Annotated in this window: 18 protein-coding genes; 7 read left to right on the top strand and 11 right to left on the bottom strand. The window is 70.4% G+C overall.

Annotated elements, in window-relative coordinates; translation table 11 throughout:
- Nucleotides 1–37: 37 nt before the first annotated feature.
- Nucleotides 38–571, bottom strand: a complete 534-nt coding sequence (locus AX018_RS07815) for a MarR family winged helix-turn-helix transcriptional regulator (RefSeq protein ID WP_111876731.1) — start codon at nucleotides 569–571, stop codon at nucleotides 38–40.
- A gap of 156 nt (nucleotides 572–727) precedes the next feature.
- On the opposite strand from AX018_RS07815, the gene recA reads away from it, so the two are divergent.
- Both recA and recX read left to right on the top strand, forming a co-directional pair.
- The gene (recA, locus tag AX018_RS07810; RefSeq protein ID WP_111876730.1) at nucleotides 728–1795 is read left to right on the top strand and encodes a recombinase RecA; all 1068 of its coding nucleotides are present in this window, start codon (nucleotides 728–730) and stop codon (nucleotides 1793–1795) included.
- Nucleotides 1796–1852: 57 nt separating this feature from the next.
- Entirely contained in the window at nucleotides 1853–2338 is a 486-nt protein-coding gene (gene recX / locus AX018_RS07805) for a recombination regulator RecX (protein WP_111876729.1), read from the top strand.
- 13 nt (nucleotides 2339–2351) lie between these two features.
- Here the strand turns inward: recX and AX018_RS07800 are convergent, their stop codons facing one another.
- The 6 genes from AX018_RS07800 to AX018_RS07770 form a co-directional block, all read right to left on the bottom strand.
- Nucleotides 2352–4769, bottom strand: coding sequence for a DUF1631 family protein (locus AX018_RS07800; RefSeq protein WP_111876728.1), 2418 nt, complete (start codon nucleotides 4767–4769; stop codon nucleotides 2352–2354).
- A 164-nt stretch (nucleotides 4770–4933) separates the two neighbouring features.
- Entirely contained in the window at nucleotides 4934–5887 is a 954-nt protein-coding gene (gene secF, locus AX018_RS07795) for a protein translocase subunit SecF (protein WP_111876727.1), read from the bottom strand.
- A 17-nt stretch (nucleotides 5888–5904) separates the two neighbouring features.
- Nucleotides 5905–7806, bottom strand: a complete 1902-nt coding sequence (secD, locus tag AX018_RS07790) for a protein translocase subunit SecD (protein WP_111876726.1) — start codon at nucleotides 7804–7806, stop codon at nucleotides 5905–5907.
- 161 nt (nucleotides 7807–7967) lie between these two features.
- A complete protein-coding gene (gene yajC / locus AX018_RS07780; RefSeq protein ID WP_111876725.1) occupies nucleotides 7968–8303 on the bottom strand; it encodes a preprotein translocase subunit YajC in 336 nt (111 codons plus the stop codon).
- Nucleotides 8304–8850: 547 nt separating this feature from the next.
- The gene (locus AX018_RS07775; RefSeq protein WP_111876724.1) at nucleotides 8851–9435 is read right to left on the bottom strand and encodes a hypothetical protein; all 585 of its coding nucleotides are present in this window, start codon (nucleotides 9433–9435) and stop codon (nucleotides 8851–8853) included.
- 127 nt (nucleotides 9436–9562) lie between these two features.
- Nucleotides 9563–13117, bottom strand: a complete 3555-nt coding sequence (locus AX018_RS07770; protein ID WP_111876723.1) for an indolepyruvate ferredoxin oxidoreductase family protein — start codon at nucleotides 13115–13117, stop codon at nucleotides 9563–9565.
- A gap of 176 nt (nucleotides 13118–13293) precedes the next feature.
- Between AX018_RS07770 and AX018_RS07765 the strand changes: the two genes are divergently transcribed.
- The 3 genes from AX018_RS07765 to AX018_RS07750 all read left to right on the top strand — a co-directional run bounded on the left by AX018_RS07765 (nucleotide 13294) and on the right by AX018_RS07750 (nucleotide 17209).
- A complete protein-coding gene (locus AX018_RS07765) occupies nucleotides 13294–13776 on the top strand; it encodes an Lrp/AsnC family transcriptional regulator (protein WP_111876722.1) in 483 nt (160 codons plus the stop codon).
- A 164-nt stretch (nucleotides 13777–13940) separates the two neighbouring features.
- On the top strand, nucleotides 13941–15704 hold the full coding sequence (locus AX018_RS07755) for an MFS transporter (protein WP_281269544.1): 1764 nt from the start codon (nucleotides 13941–13943) through the stop codon (nucleotides 15702–15704).
- Nucleotides 15705–16072: 368 nt separating this feature from the next.
- Nucleotides 16073–17209 carry a hypothetical protein gene (locus AX018_RS07750; protein WP_211322389.1) on the top strand — a complete coding sequence of 379 codons (1137 nt, stop codon included), beginning with the start codon at nucleotides 16073–16075 and terminating at the stop codon, nucleotides 17207–17209.
- Between the two features lie 55 nt (nucleotides 17210–17264).
- Here the strand turns inward: AX018_RS07750 and AX018_RS07745 are convergent, their stop codons facing one another.
- Both AX018_RS07745 and mltA read right to left on the bottom strand, forming a co-directional pair.
- Nucleotides 17265–18458, bottom strand: coding sequence for a hypothetical protein (locus AX018_RS07745; protein WP_111876720.1), 1194 nt, complete (start codon nucleotides 18456–18458; stop codon nucleotides 17265–17267).
- Nucleotides 18459–18541: 83 nt separating this feature from the next.
- On the bottom strand, nucleotides 18542–19771 hold the full coding sequence (gene mltA / locus AX018_RS07740) for a murein transglycosylase A (RefSeq protein ID WP_211322394.1): 1230 nt from the start codon (nucleotides 19769–19771) through the stop codon (nucleotides 18542–18544).
- Between mltA and AX018_RS25425 the strand changes: the two genes are divergently transcribed.
- Nucleotides 19704–19859: a hypothetical protein gene (locus AX018_RS25425; RefSeq protein WP_211322395.1), complete on the top strand. Its 156-nt coding sequence runs from the start codon at nucleotides 19704–19706 to the stop codon at nucleotides 19857–19859. The genes mltA and AX018_RS25425 overlap by 68 nt on opposite strands.
- Nucleotides 19860–20058: 199 nt before the next feature.
- Nucleotides 20059–20709 carry a YiaD family glycine zipper/OmpA-like lipoprotein gene (locus AX018_RS07735; RefSeq protein WP_111876719.1) on the top strand — a complete coding sequence of 217 codons (651 nt, stop codon included), beginning with the start codon at nucleotides 20059–20061 and terminating at the stop codon, nucleotides 20707–20709.
- 15 nt (nucleotides 20710–20724) lie between these two features.
- On the opposite strand, the gene AX018_RS07730 is transcribed toward AX018_RS07735, so the two are convergent.
- Entirely contained in the window at nucleotides 20725–21354 is a 630-nt protein-coding gene (locus tag AX018_RS07730) for a response regulator transcription factor (protein ID WP_111876718.1), read from the bottom strand.
- Complete coding sequence (locus AX018_RS07725) at nucleotides 21354–23504, bottom strand: two-component system sensor histidine kinase NtrB (RefSeq protein ID WP_415842095.1); 2151 nt, start codon at nucleotides 23502–23504, stop codon at nucleotides 21354–21356. The genes AX018_RS07730 and AX018_RS07725 overlap by 1 nt, the downstream gene beginning before the upstream one ends.
- Nucleotide 23505: the final 1 nt, after the last annotated feature.

The following is a 23505-nucleotide window of genomic DNA, read 5'->3' as shown; positions in this document are numbered from 1 at the left end:
CGTTGACTCGCTCCGGTCTCGCATGGAGGGCTGGCCGTCAGCCGTCCACGCCGTCGGCGCCCGCGTAGGCCTCCAGCCCCAGGGCCACCACCGCCGCCACCTCGTCGCCCACCTCCGCGCGGAACTCCGCCTCGGCCCGCGCGACCGCGGTGCGGAAGGCCTCCAGCCAGGCCAGCCCCGCCTCGGTGAAGCACACCCGGCGGGCGCGGGCATCGCGCGCATCGGGTTCGCGCGCCACCAGCCCCCAGGCCTCGCACTGGTCCACCAGCGCGGCCATGGACTGCTTGGCCATGCCCGCGCGGGCGGCCAGATCGGTCAGCCGGTCGCCCTGCAGGGACAGGTGCCGCGTGATGTGGATGTGCGCGGCGCTCACCTGGTCGCGCGCCGCGAGGTTCGAGAGCGCCAGCGGCACATGCACGTCGTGCGCCATGAGCTCCAGCACCCGCGCATCGAAACGCCGCACCGCATGGCCCAGCAGCCGCCCCAGGTGCGTGAGGCGCCAGGCATCGTGCCCCGACAGGGGTGAGAGCGAAGGCCCGGCGGACGGAGCGGCGAAAGGGTTGGAAGCCATGCCCAGATTGTCAGCCAAACTGACCAAAAAATGCATTGCCCGACATTCATAGCCACCTACACTACTGGTCAAGCATCCAGTTCGCGGCAAGGCACCGCCGCCGCGACCGGGCCCCTTTCCCACCCCGAACCCGACCGTTTACCCAGGAGTTTCCCCATGGACGCACCCGTCAAATCCGCCGCCGCCAACAGCGAAAAAGCCAAGGCCCTGCAGGCGGCGCTCGCCCAGATCGAGAAGCAGTTCGGCAAGGGCACCATCATGCGCCTGGGCGAGGGCGAGGCCATCGAGGACATCCAGGTCGTCTCCACCGGCTCGCTGGGCCTGGACGTCGCCCTGGGCGTGGGCGGCCTGCCGCGCGGCCGGGTGATCGAGATCTACGGCCCGGAATCCTCCGGCAAGACCACGCTCACGCTGCAGGTCATCGCCGAGATGCAGAAGCAGGCCGGCACCTGCGCCTTCGTCGATGCCGAGCACGCGCTCGACATCCAGTACGCGCAGAAGCTGGGCGTGCACGTGCCCGACCTGCTCATCAGCCAGCCCGACACCGGCGAGCAGGCCCTGGAGATCGTGGACAGCCTAGTGCGCTCGGGCGCCGTGGACCTGATCGTCATCGATTCGGTGGCCGCGCTCACGCCCAAGGCCGAAATCGAGGGCGAGATGGGCGACGCCCTTCCCGGCCTGCAGGCGCGCCTGATGAGCCAGGCGCTGCGCAAGCTCACCGCCACCATCAAGAAGACCAACTGCATGGTCATCTTCATCAACCAGATCCGCATGAAGATCGGCGTGATGTTCGGCAGCCCCGAGACCACCACGGGCGGCAACGCGCTGAAGTTCTACGCCTCCGTGCGGCTGGACATCCGCCGCACCGGCACCATCAAGAAGGGCGACGAGGCCATCGGCAACGAGACCAAGGTGAAGGTGGTCAAGAACAAGGTGAGCCCGCCCTTCAAGACGGCCGAGTTCGACATCCTCTTCGGCGAGGGCATCAGCCGCGAAGGCGAGATCATCGACATGGGCGTGAACGCCCGCATCATCGAGAAGAGCGGCGCCTGGTATGCCTACAACGGCGAGAAGATCGGCCAGGGCCGCGACAACGCGCGCGAATTCCTGCGCGAGAACGCCGATCTGGCGCGCGAGGTCGAAAACAAGGTGCGCGAGGGCCTGGGCGTGACCCTGCTGCCTCCGGTGGCGGCCCGCGAGGCTGGCGACGGCGAAGACGCGTAACCCGCCCCTGGCCACCGGCCGCGCCGCTCCCGCGGCATGGCCGGCGCGCCCCGACCGATGGCAACCTCCGCCCCCTCCCTCAAGGGCCGCGCGCTGCGCCTGCTGGCGCAGCGCGAGCATTCGCGCTCCGAACTGGAATCCAAGCTCGCGCGGCATGTGCAGGAAGGCGACGACCTGCGCGCCGTGCTGGACGAATTGCAGGCCAAGGACTTCATCAACGCCGGCCGCGTGGCCGAATCGGTGGTGCACCGCCGCGCCGCGCGGCTGGGCACGCAGCGCGTGGTGCAGGAACTGCGCGCCAAGGGGCTCGACGACGCCCTCGTGCGCGAAACGGCCGAACAGCTGCGCGCGAGCGAGCATGCCCGCGCCACGGCCGTCTGGCGCCAGCGCTTCGGCACGCCGCCGGCCACGCCCCAGGAGCGGGCGCGGCAGATGCGCTTCCTGGCGGCCCGGGGGTTTCCGGGCGACATCGTGCGCAAGGTGGTGAAGGGCGAGGATGCGGACGACGGCGCGCTTCTGGACGCTGGCCCCGCGCCCGATTGAGGCACAGGCTCAACTAGCCCAGCAGCCGCTCGGGATTGGCGTCGATCTTGGCGAGCGCGTCGCGCGTGGCGCGCAGGGTCAGCGCCTCTTCTTCCTGCGGCACCAGCAGGCCGGCCTGCAGGTAGGCCCCCAGGCGCTTGAGCTGGACGAGGTAGCTGCTGCCGTCCATGGCCGCGAACAGGTGGAGCTGGCGCTGCTCGCTGTGCCAGGCGTACTGCACCTGGGCCGATGCGCCGTTGTGGTCCAGCGTGAACCAGGCGCCGACCTGCAGCTCGCGCGCCCAGGCCAGCATCGCCGGGTCCACCGGCGCGCCGTTGTCGGCCACCACGTGGATGGACGAGGCATCGATGCCCAGCATCATCTCCAGGTAATCGGCGTCGAGCGGGATTTCGCCCAGCGTGGCATCGCTCATGACGTCTTCCAGATGCGCCAGCCGCTTGGCCATTGCGTCGATGTGGGCCTGCGGGATGGACGCGGTCTTGGAGAGGAAGGCGTCGGCCAGCGTGTCGGTGAGGATCTTGATGTGCGCGTCCTGCGGCGCGCCCCCCACCCCCAGCAGCGACAGGCCCTGGCGCAGGACCAGCAGCAGCCCGGGCAAGCTCTGGATGACCTGCGCGCGGTCGGCGCGGTGCGGCTTGGCACTCGCGGCCCACACGAGGTCGGTGGCCGCGCGCTTGAAGGCGATGGTGTCGGCATGCTGGGCACCGCTGCGCACGGCCGAGAGGGCGAGCACCTCCGCCCAGGTCTTGAAGAGGAAGTCGCGGATCTCCTCGCGCACCGGCATGTCCTTGAGCAGGTTGCGCAGCTCGATGGTGTACTGGATCGCCATCGTCTCCTTCTGCTCGACCTGCTGGGCCACGCTCACGATGCGCGAGGTGGCCTGCGGCGCCGTGAGGAACCGGGAGAGGAAGGCCTCGAACTCGCCCAGCACGAGCTGGAACACGCGCTGGCCGGTTTCGGGATACTGCTCGATCACCTGCACCACGCGCCGGACCTCGACCTCCAGCGCGCTGCCCTGGATGGCGGCGGTGTCGAACCCCATGACGACCCCGCCCATGCGGTCGATGAGCTGGCGCGCCGGATGGGCGACGTCGCTGAAGAAGTCGGGCTCGGCCAGGGCCACGCGCAGCACGGGCACCTGCAGGCGCGCGAACCACACGCGCATGGCCGGCGGAATGCGATCCTCGCTCAGGATGCTCTGGAACATGAGCGCGACCACCTCGATGATGGCCTTCTCGCCCGGGGTCGAGGCCTTGGCCTTGAGTTCGGCCGAGCGCTCGCGCACCGCGCCCACGACCTGCACGACGGCGGCGGGGCTGTGGTAATCCTGCACCAGCGTGACCACGCCGCTGCTGTAGAAGCTGTCGGCGGCAAGCCGCTGCTCGGCCAGGGCCTGCAGCAGCGCGGCCGAGGCGGGCGCGGCCGGCACGCCGCCCCCCGGGCCGGAGGCACTGCCGGGCACGCCGCCCGGTGCCGCACCGGGCGCCACGCGCCCGGCGCCGGACACGGAGAACGCCGCGATCGCGGGCTGCACGAGCAGCCGGTGCAACTGGCCCATCACGCCCTGGGCGCGCTGGCGCGCGCGCACCAGCGGCGTGGCGAAGGCGGAGGCCGGCCCCACGCCGCCCCGCGCCGAGGACATTCCCGCCCCCATGCCGGCCTGCGCGGCCGCGGCGCGGTGCGCGGGACCGCCCATGCCGGCCTGCGGGGCGCCATCGGCCGGGGCGAACTGCGACCCCAGGCCGCCCTGCAGCGTCGATCCGCCGCTGGTGCGGCGCACGCGGGAGCGCAGGTCGTTGTCGGGGCGCACGCCCTGATCGGCAAGGAAAGCCACCACCGCCTGGTAGTGCCGCTGCGCGAGGGCGCTCAGCCCGCGCTGCAGCGGCTCGATCGCGGTCTGCAGGTCGGAGCGCAGCAGGCCTGCATCGATCCACGGGTCCACCAGCCGCAGCGCGAACACCTCGGGCCGCAGGATGTCGCGCTCGCCCAGGTCCTCGCCCTCCAGGTACTGCACGTACTGGCGCGCGGCGTCGAACGCCCCGCCCGCCTGCTCCATGACGGCCAGCCCGATGCGCGAGCCGATGATCTTGTTTTCCACCACGTCGTCGCTCACAAGCTCCAGCCCCGCCAGCGACGGCCCGGCGGACAGGGCGCCGCTGCGGGTGCTGGCGAGCGGCACGAGCGCGTCGCGCAGGGCGCGGGTGGCGCCCGCGATCCACGCGGCCTGGGACTGCTGGTAGCGCATCCAGAAATCCCGGCGATCCTGCATCTCGCGCTGGGTGGCCGTCAGGCCCATGAGCTGGACCGTGAATTCCTGCAATTCGAGCCCCAGCCCGGGCAGGCCTTCGCACAGCCCTTCGATGAAGCGCTGCCGGCCCTGGCGCGCCAGGCGCCGCGCGTTCGAGAGGGGGGTGGACGGAGGGGGTTCCATACGCCGCAAATTATGAGCGTGCGCAAGCGCCTGCGGGATGTGGAAACCCGCCTAGGGCCGGCCGCAGATCCACTCTGCGGAATCCTTGCCGCGTGGGCCGCCAGCGGCCCGGGCGCCGCGCTCCAGGGGAGGCGCGGGGCGGGCGCTGCGCGAGGCTCCGGGCATCAGACGGTGGCGCCGGCGTTGGGATCGTTCGGGTCGCCATCCTTGCGGGCGGGCGCCTTGACGAGATCCTCGCGCTTGATGCCCAGCCACATGGCGATGGCCGCGGCCACGAACACCGAGGAATAGATGCCGAACAGGATGCCGATGGTGAGCGCCAGCGCGAAGTAGTGCAGGCTCGGGCCGCCGAAGAAGAACATCGACAGCACCATCGCCTCGGTGGAGGCGTGGGTGATGATGGTGCGGCTCATCGTGCTCGTGATGGCGTGGTCGATGACCTCGTGCGTGGTCATCTTGCGGTACTTGCGGAAGGCCTCGCGGATCCGGTCGAAGATCACCACCGACTCGTTCACCGAATAGCCCAGCACGGCCAGCACGCCGGCCAGCACCGCCAGCGAGAACTCCCACTGGAAGAACGCGAAGAAGCCCAGGATGATGACCACGTCGTGCAGGTTGGCGATGATGGCCGCCACGCCGAACTTCCACTCGAAGCGGAAGGCGAGGTACACCACAATACCGATCACCACCATGGCCAGCGCCATGAGGCCGCCGTGCACGAGCTCCTCGCCCACCTGCGGGCCGACGAATTCGGTGCGGCGCAGCGTGACGCCGGGGTCCTGCGCCTTGAGCGCGCCGACCACCTGCTCGCTCTGCTGCGCGGAGGTCACACCCTTCTGCACCGGCAGGCGGATCATCACGTCGCGCGAGGTGCCGAAGTTCTGCACGATCACGTCGGTGTAGCCCAGGCTGGAGACCGCCTCGCGTACCTTGCCGATGTCGGCGGTCTCGGTGTAGGCCACCTCCATCACGGTGCCGCCCGTGAACTCCACCGACAGGTGCAGCCCGCGCGTGACGAGGAAGAAGACGGCCAGAGCGAAGGTGATGAAGGAGATCGCGTTGAAGACCAACGCGTGCTTCATGAACGGGATGTCTTTTTTGATGCGGAAGAATTCCATGTGCGTCTTCCTTCCTGTCAGTTCGTCTTGGCGGGCACGGACGGCGCCGCCGGGGTGTCGTCAGGCGCCGGCCTCCAGACCTGGCCGATGGAGACGCTCTTGAGCTTCTTCTTGCGGCCATACCAGAGGTTCACGAGGCCGCGCGAGAAGAACACGGCCGAGAACATGCTGGTCAGGATGCCGATGCAGTGCACCACGGCGAAGCCGCGCACCGGGCCCGAACCGAAGGCCAGCAGCGCCAGGCCCGCGATGAGCGTGGTCACGTTGGAGTCGAGGATGGTCGCCCAGGCGCGCTCGTAGCCCGCGTGGATGGCCGCCTGGGGCGACACGCCCGCGCGCAGCTCCTCGCGGACGCGCTCGTTGATGAGCACGTTGGAATCGATCGCCACGCCCAGCGCGAGCGCCATGGCCGCGATGCCGGGCAGCGTGAGCGTGGCCTGCAGCATCGAGAGCACGGCCATCAGCATGAGCACGTTCACCGACAGCGCGATCGTGGAGAACACGCCGAACAGCGCGTAATAGACGCACATGAAGACCGAGATGGCGACGAAGCCCCAGACCACGCTGTGGATGCCGCGCTGGATGTTGTCGGCGCCCAGGCTCGGGCCGATGGTGAATTCCTCGATGATCTCCATCGGCGCGGCCAGCGAGCCGGCGCGCAGCAGCAGCGAGGTGTCGTTGGCCTCGGCCGTGGTCATGCGGCCGGAGATCTGCACGCGGCCGCCGCCGATCTCGGTGCGGATCACGGGGGCGGTGACCACCTCGCCCTTGCCCTTCTCGAAGAGCACGATGGCCATGCGCTTGCCGATGTTCTCGCGCGTGATGTCCTTGAAGATGCGCGCGCCCTTGGCGTCCAGCGTCAGGTTGACGGTGGGCTCCTGCGTCTGGCTGTCGAAGCCGGGCTGCGCGTCGGTGAGGTTCTCGCCGGTCAGGATCACCTGCTTCTTGACGATGATCGACTGGCCGTTGCGGTCGGGGTACTTCTCGCTGCCGAAGGGCACGGCGCCCGCGCCCCGCTCGGCGCCGCGCGCCTCGGTGCTCTCGTCCACGAGGCGCACTTCCAGCGTGGCGGTGCGGCCCAGGATGTCCTTGGCCTTGGCCGTGTCCTGCACGCCGGGCAGCTGCACGACGATGCGGTCCGAGCCCTGCTGCTGGATCACGGGCTCGGCCACGCCGAGTTCGTTGATCCGGTTGTGCAGCGTGGTGATGTTCTGCTTGAGCGCCTGGTCCTGCACCTTGCGCAGGGCCTCGGGCTTGATGGTGGCGCGCACGCGCACGCCCTCGCCGTCGGGGCTGGCCGTGGCCACGAGATCGGGGAACTGGTCGGCGATCAGGTTGCGCGTGGCCGTGGCGGCCGCCTCGTCGCGCAGGCGCACCTCGATGGCCTGGCCCTCGCGGCTGATGCCGCCATGGCGGATGTTGCGGTCGCGCATGAAGGTGCGCAGATCACCCGCGAAGGACTCGGCCTTCTTGGTGAGCGCCGCCTGCATGTCCACCTGCAGCATGAAGTGCACGCCGCCGCGCAGGTCCAGCCCCAGGTACACGGGCTGCGCGCGCAGCGACGTGAGCCATGCGGGCGAGCGCGAGACGAGGTTGAGCGCGACGATGTACTGCGGGTCGGCCGGGTCGGACACCAGCGCCTTCTGGATCGCGTCCTTGGCCTTGAGCTGGGTGTCGGGCGTGTCGAAGCGGGCGCGCACCGAGTGGCCGTCAAAGCTCACCGCATCGGTCGCGATGCCCGCGCCCTGGAGCACCTCTTCCACACGCCGCTGCAGGGACGCGTCGATTTTCAGCGAGGCCTTGGCCGAGGACACCTGCACCGCGGGCGCCTCGCCGAACAGATTGGGCAGGGAATAGAGGATGCCCACGAGCAGCACGACCACGAGGATCGCGTACTTCCAGACCGGGTAACGGTTCATGATCGCGCTCTTATCTCAGTTATTCAGGCGCTGTACGCCGATCCCCCGGCCAGCAGACGCCGTGGAACTGGCTTTGCCAGGCCACCGGCGTCGTCCCCCTTCCCGCGCGCAGCGCGAGAGAAGGGGGAAGCGGCGCAGCCGCTCAGGGGGATGTTCATGGTTCACTTCACCGTGCCCTTGGGCAGGACCTGGGACACGGCGCTGCGCTGGACCTGCACTTCCACGCCCGAGGCGATCTCGATGTGCAGGAAGCCCTCGGACAGGCGCGTGACCTTGCCCAGGATGCCGCCGGCGGTGGCGACCTCGTCGCCCTTGGCGATGGCGTCGATCATGGCGCGGTGCTCCTTCTGGCGCTTCATCTGGGGCCGGATCATGATGAAGTACAGCACCACGAACATCAGCACCAGCGGCAGCATGCCCGTGAGCGAGGACATCATGTCGCCGCCGGCGGGCGCGGCGGCCGGGGCGGTCTGGGCGAAGGCGGAAGAGATAAACACGGCAACAGGCTCCGTTGGAAGGGATGGTCGTTGGAATGCGGTCGATCGGATCGATCGGGCCCGGGATGCGGCACGGCGGCGCCCACCGGAGGGCAACAGGCGATTGTATGCGGCGACTTTCGGCGCCCCCCCGCCATAACCCCCGAGCCCCCGGGTTTTGCCGGCGGCGGGCCGCAGGTGGGGCCCGCACGGCGGAGTTCAAGGCGGGAGGGGTTGCATGTCGGCGTTTTTGCTGCATGGGCAGCTATTGAAAACATAGCAATCGCAGGAACGCGGCGGGGCGGAACATGTCACCAAGTCAAGGCGCGGTTCGGGACCAACTCGCCCGCTCTCGGCCTCGAGGCCTCCAGGGCGCGGCCTCCGCCGGATGCCGCGCCCGTCTCAACGGCCGGGGATACGCAGGCGTTTGTGGGTGAAGAAGGTGTTCTTGCCCAGGGTTTTGAATTCCAGGAACTCGGGGGACGGGGCTGTTGTAGATGTATTTCAGGACGGCGTTGGGCACGGGAAGTCCACCCTCTCTCCGGGGTCAGGTTTTGTGTTTTCGGGGTTATTGCGATGGAGCGGGCGGCTTGAACGCCGGAACCCGCACCTGGGTGCCCACGCGCTGGCACTGAGTGAGCAGGCGATCGACCCAGGGACGGCTCACGAGAAACGTGCTCCCACGGATGTCGTCGTCGGTCGGGACGACATCGGTCTTGAGGTTCACGATGCCGCTGGACGACGCCATCGAACGCCCTCGTGTCGCGTCATCCAGCGCAGGATCTGGTTCGTAGCGCTGCCCGTGCCGCACGGTATTGACATCCTGGATGGTCGCCCCCTCATGCCAGACCATCCAGACCACGCTCTCCCCTTTTTCATCGGGAGGGCGCGGCTCGAACGACTGCTGGACGAAGCAGAAAGCATTCGCCTGCCGGGTTTGCTCCAACTCGGCCAGAAACGCCCGCAGCGTGGCCCGGCTGAGCATGCGCCGGGGATCGGGCCGGGAGAACGCAGGGTCGATGGCGGGATAGGGCGTGCGCGCCGGGGCGGATGCCGCCTGTGCGGCGGGTGCGGCAGCTGCCGCAGGTAACGCGGCGGCCAGGGCCAACGCCAGCGTGAGGCTGGCACGGGCAAGGCGTGGAATGGCGGGCATGGATCGGCGCTCCTCCGAGGGAACGGCACTATAAACACCGCCGGGCTTCAGATTCCAAGCCTTTTCTGGGATACGTCGCCGATTTTCCTGAAGAGTTCGCTATGTTTTCAGGAGCAAACACCCACCGTCAGGCGCTCTGGCGCAGCGCCCCGTCGGCCGGCCCGTGCCGCCAGCGGGCCATGAGGCCGTCCCACCGGGCGCGGGCCTCGTGCAGGTGGCGCTCCTTCACGTGGCCGTAGCCGCGGATCTGCTCGGGGATGCGGGCGATCTCCTCGGCCAGCGGCAGGTTCCCGGCCGTGAGGCCGGCCAGCAGTTCCTCGATCGAGGCGCGGTATTCCTGGATCAACGCGCGCTCGGTGCGGCGCTCCGCGGTGCGGCCGAAGGGGTCGAGCGCCGTGCCGCGCAGGCCCTTCATCTTCGCGAGCACGCCGAAGGCCTTGTGCATCCAGGGGCCGTAGGCTTTCTTGACCAGTTCGCCGCGCTCGTTCTTCTTCGCCGTGAGCGGCGGCGCGAGGTGGTGCACGATGCGGTAGTCGCCCTCGAACATGCCGGCGATCTTCCCGGTGAAGGCGGGGTCGGTGTGCAGGCGCGCGACCTCGTACTCGTCCTTGTAGGCCATGAGCTTGAAGAGGTAGCGCGCCACGGCCTCGCTGAGCCGCGTGGTGGTGGCCACGCGCGCCTCGGCCGCCTGCACCGTCTCGACGAAGGCGCGGTAGGTGGCGGCATAGGCCGCGTTCTGGTAGCCGGTGAGGAATTCCTCGCGCCGCGCGATGACCTCGGCGAGCGCGGGCTTCTTCACGAACTGGATGACCTGCGCCGTCTGGAACAGCGCGCGCACCGCGGCCAGGTCATGGGCGCAGCGCCGGCCCCATTCGAAGGCGGCCTGGTTGTTCTCCACCTGCACGCCGTTGAGCTCCATGGCGCGCAGGAGCGCGGCGCGCGAGAGCGGCACGCGGCCCTTCTGCCAGACATAGCCGAGCATGAGCGGGTTGGTGTAGATGCTGTCGCCCAGCAGCTGCGTGGCGACCTCCTCGGCATCGAAGCTGCCCAGCAGCACCTCGCCCACGGCCGAGGCGATGGCCGTGTCGCAGCGCTGGCCCGGGAACTGCCAGTCGGGGTCGTGCACGAAGGACGCCGTGGGCGAGCCGTGGTTGTTCAGCGCCACGAAGGTGCGGCCCGGCTGCATCGCGGCCAGGGTGGTCTTGTGCGCGGCGACGATGGCGTCGCAGCCGATGACGAGGTCGGCCTTGGCCGTGTCCACCTTGGTGGTGTGGATGGCCTCGGGGCGGTCGGCGATCTGCACGTGGCTCCAGGTGGCGCCGCCCTTTTGCGCCAGGCCCGCCGCGTCCTGCGTGACCACGCCCTTGCCCTCCAGGTGCGCGGCCATGCCGAGCAGCGAGCCGATGGTGATCACGCCCGTGCCGCCCACGCCCGCCACCACGATGCCCCAGGCCTGCTCGGCCGGGGGCAGCACGGGCTCGGGCAGCGGCGGCAGCGCGGCGAGGTTGCCCTTCTTCTCTTTCTTGGGCTTCCTGAGCGTGCCGCCCTCGACGGTCACGAAGCTCGGGCAGAAGCCCTTCAGGCACGAATAGTCCTTGTTGCAGGTGCTCTGGTTGATGCGGCGCTTGCGGCCGAATTCGGTTTCCAGCGGCTCCACCGACAGGCAGTTGGACTGCACCGAGCAGTCGCCGCAGCCCTCGCAGACCAGTTCGTTGATGACCACGGCCCGGTCGGGCGTGGCGAGCGTGCCGCGCTTCCTGCGGCGGCGCTTCTCGGTGGCGCAGGTCTGGTCGTAGATGATGGCCGTGCAGCCGGGGATCTCGCGGAACTCGCGCTGGATGCGGTCCAGCGCGTCGCGGTGGTGCACGGTCACGCCCTCGGCGAGCGCCACGCCGTCGTACTTGGCCGGCTCGTCGGTCACGATGACCAGCTGGGCCACGCCCTCGGCCTTCAGGCTCGCCATGATCTGCAGCACCGAGTGGCCCTCGGGCCGCTCGCCCACCTGCTGGCCGCCCGTCATCGCCACGGCGTCGTTGTAGAGCACCTTGTAGGTGATGTTCGTGCCGGCCGCGATGCTCTGGCGGATGGCGAGCAGGCCGCTGTGGAAGTAGGTGCCGTCGCCCAGGTTGGCGAACACATGCTTTTCGGTGGTGAAGGGCTGCTGGCCCACCCAGGTCACGCCCTCGCCGCCCATCTGCGTGAAGGTGGAGGTGTGGCGGCCCGGCATCCAGTTGACCATGTAGTGGCAGCCGATGCCGGCCACCGCACGCGAGCCCTCGGGCACGCGGGTGCTGGTGTTGTGCGGGCAGCCGCTGCAGAACCACGGCGTGCGGTCGCCCGTGCCGGCCCCGGTCTCGGCCAGGGCGCGCTCGCGCGCGTCCATGCGCGCCTCCACGTCCCCGGGCACGCCGAGCTTCCTGAGCCGCCTGGCGATGGCGCGCGCGATGATCGCGGGGGTCAGGTCGGCCTTGGCGCGCAGCAGCCAGTTCTGGCTCGGGTTGGCCATGGACCATTCGCCGCCGGAGTGGTCGCCCTCCCCCTCGTCGAACTTGCCCAGCACGTTGGGGCGCACGTCGGCGCGCCAGTTGTACAGCTCTTCCTTGAGCTGGTATTCGATGACCTGGCGCTTTTCCTCCACCACCAGGATCTCCTGCAGCCCCTGCGCGAAGTCGCGCGTGATGGTGGCCTCCAGCGGCCAGACCACGTTCACCTTGTGCAGGCGGATGCCCAGCCGCCCGCAGGTGGCGTCGTCCAGGCCCAGGTCGGCGAGGGCCTGGCGCGTGTCGTTGTAGGCCTTGCCGCTGGAAATGATGCCGAAGCGGTCCTGCGGGCCGGCGATCACGTTGTGGTTGAGCCGGTTGGCGCGGATGTACGCCAGGGCCGCATACCACTTGTAGTCCATGAGGCGCGCCTCCTGCTCCAGCGGTGCATCGGGCCAGCGGATGTGCAGGCCGCCGGGCGGCATCGCGAAATCCTCGGGCAGCACGATGTTCACGCGGTCCGGGTCCACCGAGATGCTGCTGGACGACTCCACCACCTCCTGGATGGTCTTCATGCCCGACCACACGCCCGAGAAGCGGCTCAGGGCGAAGGCGTGCAGGCCCATGTCCAGGATGTCCTGCACGCTGCTGGGGAAGAACACCGGCAGCCCGCAGGCCTTGAAGATGTGGTCGCTCTGGTGCGGCGCGGTGCTGCTCTTGCTGATGTGGTCGTCGCCCGCGATGGCGATCACGCCGCCGTGCTTGGCCGTGCCGGCCATGTTGGCGTGCTTGAACACGTCCGAGCAGCGGTCCACGCCCGGGCCCTTGCCGTACCAGATGCCGAAGACGCCGTCGTACTTCTTCTTGTCGGGGTAGAGGTCGAGTTGCTGCGTGCCCCACACGGCCGTGGCGCCCAGCTCTTCGTTCACGCCGGGCTGGAAGACGACGTGGTGCTCGGCCAGGTGCTTGCGGGCCGCCCACAGCGCCTGGTCGTAGCCGCCCAGCGGCGAGCCGCGGTAGCCGCTGATGAAGCCGGCGGTGTGGAGGCCCGCCATCGCATCGCGCTGGCGCTGCAGCATCGGCAGGCGCACCAGGGCCTGCACGCCGCTCATGAAGGCCCGGCCCTCCGACAGGGCGTATTTGTCATCCAGGGTGACGGTTTCCAGGGCGCGGCGGATGTGCTCGGGCAGCGGGGCGTTCATGAATGTCTCTCCATCATCGTCGGGGGTGCCGCGGCCTCGTGGGCGCGGGCAGGGCGGCGCGCCCGGTGGGGCGGGCTTGTCGGTCCAGTGTAGGCAGGGTGGCCGGATATGTCCTTTCGTTTTCATGCCGTGTTTACCCTCGTTTCAGAAAGATCCTTTCTGTAAACAATGAACAAATGGAAGAACTCGACAAATTCGACCTCGCCATCCTTTCGGAGCTGCAGGCGGACGCCCGGCTCACGAACGCCGAGCTGGCGCAGCGCGTGGGCCTCTCCGCCGCGCCGTGCTGGCGCCGCGTGCGTGTGCTGGAGGAGGCGGGCTTCATCAAGGGCTACCACGCCGAGATCGACCGCCACAAGATCGGCCTGGGCGTGCTGGCCTTCGTGCGGCTCGACGCCGACCGCAGCACCGGCGGCCTCACGCGCGAGATGGAGGAGGCCATCGCGAAGATCCCCGAGGTGATCGCCTGCCACTACATCAGCGGCACCGGCACCTTCGAGCTGCAGGTGGTGGCGCGCGACCTGGAGAGCTTCTCGCAGTTCGCGCGCGGCGTGCTGCTGAACCTGCCCAACGTGAAGGACATGCACACGAGCTTTTCGCTGGGCGAGGTGAAGGCCGGCGGCGCGCTGCCGCTCAGCCACCTGGGCAAGGTGCGCTGACGGCCTTTTCCACACTCCGTTTTTAATAGCAAACTATCCAGCAGATACGGCGACATGGGGGCTGAAATACCCCTGAAACCCGTGCAGGAGCACCCCACGGCCCGCCAGGGCCTCGGGAAAACGTCGCTGCACACCCTGGTCTCCGTGGGGACAATGGGGGGCCTATGCCCCAGCCACCGTCCGCCCCGCCCCCCTCGCCACCGTCCCCCACCCCTCCCCCGCCCGCCACCGATGGCCCCGCGCCCCCGCCGGCGGGCCGCCTGATCGAAGACCCCGCCGCCACGCCCGCCGCGCAGGCCGCCGGGTCCGCGGAATCCACCGCCGCCGCGCAGCTCAGCCAGGAGGCCGCGCGGCGCGCGGCGCTCTCGCCCCTGGCGCCGCTCTCGGTGCCGGTGTTCCGCATGCTCTGGCTCACCTGGCTCGCGGCCAACACCTGCATGTGGATGAACGACGTGGCGGCCGCCTGGCTCATGACCACGCTCACCAGCTCGCCCGTGCTGGTGGCGCTGGTGCAGACGGCCTCCACGCTGCCCGTCTTCCTGCTCGGCCTGCCTAGCGGGGCCCTGGCCGACATCCTGGACCGGCGGCGCTACTTCATCGCCACGCAGTTCTGGGTGGCGGCCGTGGCGCTGGTGCTGTGCGTGGCCATCCTCGGGGGCGGCATGACGGCGCCGCTGCTGCTGGCGCTCACCTTCGCCAACGGCATCGGCCTGGCGATGCGCTGGCCGGTGTTCGCGGCCATCGTGCCGGAGCTGGTCAACCGCGCGCAGTTGCCCGCGGCGCTGGCGCTCAACGGCGTGGCGATGAACGCCTCGCGCATCATCGGGCCGCTGCTGGCCGGCGCCATCATCGCCAGCGCGGGCAGCGCCTGGGTGTTCGTGCTCAACGCCGTGCTGTCGGTGATCGCGGGCTTCACGATCATGCGCTGGAAGCGCACGCACACGCCCAACCCGCTGGGCCGCGAGCGGCTCTCCAGCGCCATGCGCGTGGGCGTGCAGTTCGTGCGCGAGTCGCCGCGCATGCGCGCCGTGCTCTGGCGCATCTCGATCTTCTTCCTGCACGCCACGGCGCTGCTCGCGCTGCTGCCGCTGGTGGCGCGCGACCTGGAGGGCGGCGGCGCCGGCACCTTCACCCTGCTGCTGGCCTCCATGGGCGCGGGCGCCATCGTGGCGGCGATGTTCCTGCCCCGGCTGCGGCAGGCCATGCCGCGCGACGTGCTGGTGGGGCGCGGCGCGATGCTGCAGGCGCTGGCCACCTCGGTGGTCGCGATCGCGCCGAACGTGTACGTGGCCGTGCCCGCGATGGTGGTGGGCGGCATGGCGTGGATCACCACGGCCAACTCGCTCAGCGTCTCGGCCCAGCTCGCGCTGCCCAACTGGGTGCGCGCGCGCGGCATGTCGATCTACCAGATGGCCATCATGGGCGCCACGGCGGCCGGCGCGGCGCTCTGGGGGCAGGTGGCCTCGGTCACCAGCGTGCACGTGAGCCTGGCGCTGGCCGCGCTCACCGGCACCGCCGCCATGGCGCTGGCGCAGCGGCTGGTGGTGGACCGCGCGATGGAGGAGGACCTGAGCCCCTCGCGCGCCTTCAAGGTGCCGGTGGCGCCCACCACGCCCGAGCGCGGCCACGTGGTGGCGACCATCGAGTACGTGATCGATACCGCGCGCGCGGCCGAATTCCGCGCGCTGATGCAGGAGAGCCGCCGCAGCCGCCTGCGCCAGGGCGCGCTCGACTGGCAGCTGCAGCACGACATCGCCGACCCGAGCCGCTACGTGGAGCGCATCGTGGACGAATCCTGGACCGAGCACCTGCGCCGCTTCGACCGCGTCACGGCCTCCGACGTGGCGCTGCGCGACCGCAAGCTCGCGTTCCACGCGGGCGACGCGCCGCCCGTGGTCACGCGCTACCTGGTCGAGCTGGAGCGGTAGGGAGGGTCTTTTCGCGCCTCCTGGAAATGCTTCGGTCGGCACGATTCCATCGTGGTGAGACCGCTCTATCCTGGCCTTGCTGTCAAACTGCCGCGTGGCGGGGGTGGCAAGCTCGCCTAGGGAAGAGGTCCATGAAGTTAAGCCGTCTGTTCCACCCCCAGAGCCCCCGGCGCGCGACCGCGCATGAAGAGTCCGCACCCAGCGCCTCGCCGCAGCACGGTGCCTCGTCCAGCAGGACGGCATCCCACGCCCTGGCAGGCGGGCCGCCACGCCGTCCAGACGCCGGTGCCGGCATTCGACCCCGCAGCGATCAATTGCCGTCCAGGCCGCATTCGCATTCGGTGCCACATTCCTCCGTACTCGGCACCATGCGCGGATTCATGGCCTGGGGCTCCTCCCGCAAGGAGCCCGAGCCTGGGCCCGAGCCGGAGCCCAGGGCATGGATCGGCAGCCACGCCTCCGAGGCGAAAGCCGCCAGGAGGCGCCTGCTCGACGAAGCGGCCTTGTTGCCCCGGCAAGTGCACAACGACTCCCCCCTCTCCATAGCGCCTTACCCGCTCGATACCTACATGGCGTCCGACGGACAGAGCACGGTCCTGGTTCCGGCACAGGAACTGGTCCCGGACCTCTTGCGCTCCGACACGTTCATCGAGCTTTCCCCTGAGCGGCTGAATCAGGCCAACGCGCTCTCCACAAAGCATCCTGGCGTCAAAACACAGATGCCGGACACGAAGCCTCAGTTGCGCGTGATCACGCCCGCGGTTGCCGCCAACCTCGCATCGGCGCGGGAAGCCATCGACCTGGTCAAGGCACTTCTCCCCGGCGGCGCCGGCAACCAGATCAAGGACCTCGCGGCAACCGGGGGCGACAGCCTTCTCCGGTCCTCGCTGTCGCACACCCAGACCGACCACCCGGTGATTCGCGCTTTCCTGGCCATCCAGTGGCAGGGCGGCTACTGCGACGCCCAGGCCAGCCTGGCCTATCAACTCCTCTCACAGAATCCTGCCCTCGCGCACTCCAGGATCGACCTCGTGAGCGGCAGGAGTTCGGACGGAAACCATACCTTCGTCGTGATCCGGGGGCAGGAACCCGAGCACGACATCGTGGTGGACCCATGGGCTCCGTTTGCCTCACCGACGCTCGTTCAGGACGCACTTCCCCTGCACCGGACACTGCTCGGCGCGGCAGGCAGCAGCATCAGCCACACCAAGCCTGCCGGCGACCTTTTGCCGAAACTGGAGATCAAGGAAGCACTGAGGCGGCAAGCGATCACCCAGGAACAATCGCCGATACGCGATCGGTTCGTTGCCGAGAAATTCCGCGACCCCGAAAGCCACATTGCGGACCATGTGAAGGACCCCGAGGACCGCTGGGATGTCCCGTTCAGCGGCAACCCCAATGTCCGGTATGACGTCCATGACGAATCCGGCCGCAGGCTGAACGATTCTCCGATCCGATTCGACATGCAACGGGCCGCGTCTTCCGCCGGACCGCGCCAGCCCTAGGCGTGCGCGCGGCCCGCAGAAGGCCGGGCGCGCACGCCCCCTGCCGCCGAACCGCTCACCGCCGCGACGCGCGCAGCCCGAACCAGCCGCCCTCGGCATCGAACAGCACGTCGTACTGCCGCAGCATGTGCCGCCCGGTGTTCACGGAGGCCGGGCTGCCCGGCTTGTTCACGAGCACGGCCTGGGGCGCGGCGGCGTCGCCCACGCGGAAGTCGTACTGCGCCACGGGCGCCTGCGCGCCGGGGAACATCACCTGCACCGGGGTGCCTTCCTTCAGGCCCGTGGCGGTCCGGCCCTTGCGGCTGGGGTTGGGGATCTCCTTCGTCGGCAGCGCGGACGGATCGGCGACCGTGAGGTACATCTGCGCGATGCCGGTGTCCACCAGCACGGGGCCGGCCTCGGGCGCGCCGCCGTTCACCGAGACGGCCATGGTGGCCTGCTGCCAGTCGCGCGGGTCGGTGGAGGCCGGCTCGCCGTTCGCGAGCAGGCTGCCCGGCTGCAGCTTCACGGACCGGAAACCTTCGGCGTTGGCGGTCGTGAGGCCCGCGTGCACCCCGTACTTCGTCACGATGTAGCCGCCGTGCACCGTGCCCTTGGGCGCGGGCTGGCCGTCGATGGCGGCGATGTTGAGCAGCGGATTCTTGTCGGGCGTGCCCTGCGGCTGGCCGTCGTGCTCGCGCCCGAAGCCCACGCCCATGTAGGCGATGCCGCCCGGGCTCTCGGTGGTGCTCGTGGGCTTCTCGCAGTCGGGCCGGTTGGCCTTCTCGCTCCAGCCCGGGCAGATCATCTCCTTCTCGACCGCGAGCACCGGGACGCGGGCCACCACCTCGCCGCCCGAGGCATCGCGGAACGCCAGATCGCGCACCACCCAGTGGCCGATCCACAGCCGCTTGCTGCTGGAGAGGAATTCCCAGCCCAGGTTGGCCGGCCGGGCCTCTTCGTTGCGCGAATAGCCGGGCAGATCGACGGCGGAGATCACCACGCCGGTGGAGCCGGTGTCCATGGTGACGGTGAAGGACCGCGCAGGCGCGGGCACGCGGGCATCCGGCGGCATGCGAACCTCGAAGGCCAGCTGGGGCGCGAGGGTCATGGGTGCAGGCCGCTCGCCCCTGGGGAACACGAAGGGGATGAAGCGCGCGGTGGTGTCGGGGCGCAGGACGGGGCCGGCGGCGGGTGGCGTCTGGGCAAACGCCGCGCTGCATGCGAGCAGCGCGGCCGCATGGAGGATGGCTGCGCGGAGGGGTGTCATCGGTTCTCCTTCCCTGGATGGTGTTTTGGGAAAGGCAGACTACACGATTCGCGCGGGGCAGAAATCCGGCGAAGCCGCAGGGCTCACCGCGGCCACAGCGCCCACAGCCGCAGCCCCTGCTTGAGCCTCCCGGCCAGCTCGCCCGCCTCCGGGCCCCAGCCCGCGAAGTAGTCGGCGCGCACCGCGCCGAGGATGGCCGAGCCCGTGTCCTGCGCCAGCACCAGCCGCTGCAGCTGCGCCGTGGGGCCGCCCGAGGCCAGCCACACCGGCGTGCCGTAGGGAATGCTCTGCCGGTCCACGGCGATGGAGCGGCCCGGGGTGAGCGGCACGCCCTGCGCGCCGCGCGGGCCGAAGGCCGCGTCCAGGGGCGAGAGCGGCTCCTCGCGGAAGAACACGTAGCGCGGGTTGGCCCAGAGCATCTCCTGCACGCGCTGCGGGTTCTGCAGCGTCCAGGCGCGGATGCCGGGCCAGGTGGCATCGCGCACCAGCCCCTGGTCGAGCAGCCAGCGGCCCACGCTCTGGTAGGGCTGGTCGTTGGTGCCGGCGAAGGCCACGCGCGCCAGGCGCACCGAGCCGTCGGGCTCCTGGATGCGCAGGCGCCCCGAGCCCTGGATGTGCACCACCAGCGCCTCGACCGGATCGCGCACCCAGGCGATCTCGCGGCCCGCCAGCGCGGCCTGGGCCTCCGGCAGGGTGTCGATCTGCTGGCGCGTGTACCAGGGCTTGCGCGCGCCGTAGCCCGCCGGCAGGCCGTGCAGCGGCACGGTGTAGCCGTTGCCCGGCGTGCGCGAGGCGTCGAGGTAGGGCTCGTAGTAGCTCGTGAGCAGGCCGTCCGCGCTGCCGTCCGGCGCCTCGATGCGGTAGGGCTGCAGACGGGCGACCATCCACTCGCGCTGCTCCTCGGGCGTGGCGATCGTGAGGCGCCGCACCTCGGGGCACAGGGCGGCGAAGGCCGGCGGGGGGCGCTCGCAGCTGCGCACCCAGGCATTCCAGGCCTCGTGCAGCGCATCGCTCGTGAAGCCGGGCAGCTCGGCCCAGTGCACGGGAATCCAGCGGCTCTTGGGCTGGGCCATCGGCGGGGGCAGGGGGCCGCCCGGCTCCAGCGGCAGGGGCGCGGCGGGCCCCTGCGGCAGGGTGACCATGGGGCCCGGTAGGGCGGAGGGGGGAGGCAGGGGCCGGGTGGAGCACGCCACCAGCGTTCCTACAATCAGCGCCGTTGTCACCAGGCGCAGGAGGCGGAAGTTCATGGGGCTGATTTTGCTTGAAGCATTGCTCGCGCTCGCCGTGCTGGTGGCCATCGTGTGGTGGACCATGTTCTCGGGCCGCCGCCGGGGCGAACTGCCGCCGCAGGACAGCCAGCCCCCCGGGCCGCCGCCGCCCCCCGGCTCCAGCGGCGGGTAGGACACGGCCTGCACGGTCTGGCGGCATCGGCTGCGGCATCGCCGGGCGAAACCGTGAGACAACCGCTGGCCGAACCGGAGCACGGATGCGCGGCCGTGGCGCCCCCGGAACCCGGGCCGCCCGGGCACCGTGCACCGCCCCGGTTCTTTTGCCCTCGTCCCGTCCCTCTCTCGACAACCACACGAACAGGAGTTCCGCCATGCGCACACCCCGAATCCTCATCGGCGCCACCGCCGCAGCGCTGCTCGCCACCGGCTGCGCCAACATGACCGACACCGAGCGCCGCACCGCCACCGGCGCGGGCGTGGGCGCCGTGGCCGGCGCCGTCCTGGGCTCGGCCACGGGCGGCCACGCCGGCACGGGCGCCGTGGTGGGCGCCGGCGTGGGCGCGCTCGGCACCTACATCTGGTCGCAGCACATGGAGCGCCAGAAGCAGGAGATGCAGCAGGTCACGCAGGGCACGGGCGTGGTGGTCACGCAGACGCCCGACAACCAGCTCAAGCTCGACATCCCGAGCGACATCTCGTTCGCGGTGAACCGCTCCGACATCCAGCCCAACTTCGCGCCCGTGCTGGACCGCTTCGCCGAAGGCCTGCGCAACAACCCCAACGCCGAGGTGCGCATCGTCGGCCACACCGACTCCACCGGCAGCGACGCCATCAACAACCCGCTGTCGCTCGACCGCGCGACCAGCACCCGCAACTACCTCGCGGCGCGCGGCGCGAACGGGGGCCACATCCAGGTCGAGGGCCGCGGCTCGCGCCAGCCGATCGCATCGAACGACACCGCCGAAGGCCGCGCGCACAACCGCCGCGTGGAGATCTTCGTGGGCGAACGCCGGCCCGGCTGACGGGCGCGCCGGCGCTCAGTCCGCCGCGCGCAGCAGGTTCGCCAGCTCCACGGCCGATTTCACCTGCATCTTGTCGAACACGCGCGCGCGGTGGACCTCCACCGTGCGCACGCTGATGTCGAGTTGATCGGCGATGAGCTTGTTGGGCAGGCCCTCGACCACGAGGCGCATCACGTCGCGCTCGCGCTCGGTGAGTTCGGCCAGCCGGTGCTGCAGGTCGCTGCGCTGCAGCACCTCCGCGAGATGGCCCGCGGACTGCGCCAGGGCCTGCTCGATGCGGTCCACCAGCAGGTTGTCCGAGAAGGGCTTCTCGCAGAAATCGAAGGCGCCGCGCTTGACCGTGGCCACGGCCGTGGGCACGTCGGCATGGCCGGTGAGGAAGATGACCGGCATGGCCTCGATGAGCCGGCGCTCGGCGAGGCGCTCGAACAGCGCCAGCCCGCTCATGCCGGGCATGCGCACGTCCAGCAGCAGGCAGCAGGGGTGGCGCGGCAGCGGCGCGTTGGCGAGCATGGCCTCGAAGGCCTCGGCGCTGTCGAACGACTCGCTGGGCACGCGGCGCGAGCGCAGCAGCCAGGCGAGCGCTTCGCGCACGCCGGCGTCGTCGTCCACGATGTACACGGTGGCGTTGGAGACGGGTTCCATCAGGCGGCGGTTTCTTCGGGTTCTGCGCCGGCCACGGGGCAGGCCGGCAGGGTGAAAGTGAATACCGTACCACGCGGCGCATGGGGCTCATGGCCCAGGAAGCCGCCATGCTGCTCGACCACGGTGCGGCACAGGCTCAGGCCCAGCCCCATGCCCTCGGCGCGGGTGGTGAAGAAGGGCGTGAACAGCTTGGCGCCCACGTCGGGCGGGATGCCCGGGCCGCCGTCGATCACCTGGAACTCGATCCACGCGTTCTGCGCGTTGGAGGCCGCGCGCCGCACGCGCAGCTCCAGGAGCCGCTGGGGCGTGCCGGGCTCGTCCATGGCCTGCATGGAGTTGCGCGCGAGGTTGAGCAGCACCTGCTCGACCATCGTGCGGTCGCACAGCACCTTGGGCAGCGGCGGCTCCACGGCCAGGCGGATCTGCACGCCCAGCTTGCGGGCCTGCAGGCGGATGAGGGGCAGCACGGCCTCCAGCAGATCGCCCGCGGCCACGGGCTCGCGCGTCTGGTCGCGGCGGCGCACGAAGTCGTGCACGCTCTTGATGACGCGCCCCGCACGCTCGGCCTGCTGGGCGATGCGCTGCAGCGCCACGCGCACGTCCGGCAGATGGGTGGCCGGTGGCTCGGCGGGGTGCGGCGCGCCCGGGGCGCCCAGCAGATTGAGCGAGCCGGAGGCATAGCTCGCGATGGCCGCGAGCGGCTGGTTCAACTCGTGGCTCAGCAGCGAGGCCATCTCGCCCACCGTGGCCAGCCGCGCCGTGGCCTGCAGGCGCTCCTGCGAGGCGCGCGAAAGTTCTTCGATGCGGCGCTGCTCGCTCACGTCGAGGAACGCGCTCATCCAGCCCGTGTGCAGGCCCTGCGCGTTGATGAGCGGCGCCTCGAAGATCAGCACCGGAAAGCGCGTGCCGTCCTTGCGCATGAAGGTCGATTCGTAGCCCTCGCGCGGCGGCGGCTGGCGCCCCGAGAGCCGGCCCCGCTGCCGGCGCAGGTACTCGTCGGCGAATTCCGGCGGCCAGTAGGGCAGGCGGTCGGCCTGGCCCAGCAGCTCCGGCGCCGGGAACCCCACCATCTCGCAGAAGGCCGGGTTCACGTAGGTGATGCGCCCCTGCAGGTCGCGCGCGCGCAGGCCGGTGACGAGCGAATCCTCCATGGCCTTGCGGAAGGCCAGCGCATCGCCCAGATCGCGCTCCGCGCGCAGCCGGCGGCGGTTGTCGCGCACCAGCACCACCAGCACCGTGATCAGCGCGATCGACATGGCCGTGACCAGCGCCGTGAGCACGTTGGGGAACACGCTGGGGGCGCTGTGCCAGCTGTCCATGCGCAACACCAGCGCGCCCCCCGGCAGATCGAAGAGCTGCTGCGTGCTGAACATGCGCGTGCCGCGCCGGTTCGCGCCGATCATGGCCAGGCGCGTGCCGTCGGCCTCGGTGAAGGAAACCTCCTGGCCGCGCTTGAGGCTGGGCACCACCAGCTCCACCAGCACGTTCTGCAGCGAATAGGTGGCCACGAGATAGCCGGTGTTCTGCCCTTCCTGCGAAAGCGGAATGCACAGCTCCATCATCTCGGTGCCCCGCCCGTCGCCCAGCGGCTGGTAGTAGCTGCCCGAATACGAGGGCCCGCCCACGCGCCGCGCGTTGCCGCAGGCCAGCGCCGTGTTGGAGTGCGTGCCGCTGCGCGCCTCGTTGTCCCACTGCACGGGGCGGTAGGGCGTCTCGACATGCGCGCGCACGCGCAGCGAGGGCTCGCGCCATTCGATGCGCACGAGTTCGCGGCGCACGCCCAGCAGCTGGCCGGCCCGGGTCTCCCAGCTCGCGGTGTCCGGGTCGCCCGCCTGCAGCGCCTGCAGGCTCTGCAGGTTGTGCGCGAAGCCCGTGCGGATGTCGGCCACGGCATCGGCCGCGTCGCGGTCCAGGCGGTTCTGCACCTCGGTGGCCTCGTAGCGCCCCGCGAGCCACACCTGGGTGACCAGCATGCCCGCGACCAGCAGCACCAGGGCGGTCCAGAGCGACCAGCGCCGCCAGGCAATGTGCCAGTGCCGCCAGGGCCCGCGCCCGGGGCCGCCGACCGTCCGGGCGGCGGCCCCGGGCTCGGGGGCCGTGCCCGCATCGGATGCGGGTGCCTCGGTTTCGGCGGGGGGCGTGGCGCTCACG

It is taken from the genome of Paracidovorax anthurii, from assembly GCF_003269065.1.
GTDB classification, from domain to species: Bacteria; Pseudomonadota; Gammaproteobacteria; order Burkholderiales; family Burkholderiaceae_C; genus Paracidovorax; species Paracidovorax anthurii.
The sequence above is the reverse complement of the archived record's forward strand: the minus strand, read 5'-3'. Positions and strand labels throughout refer to the sequence as shown.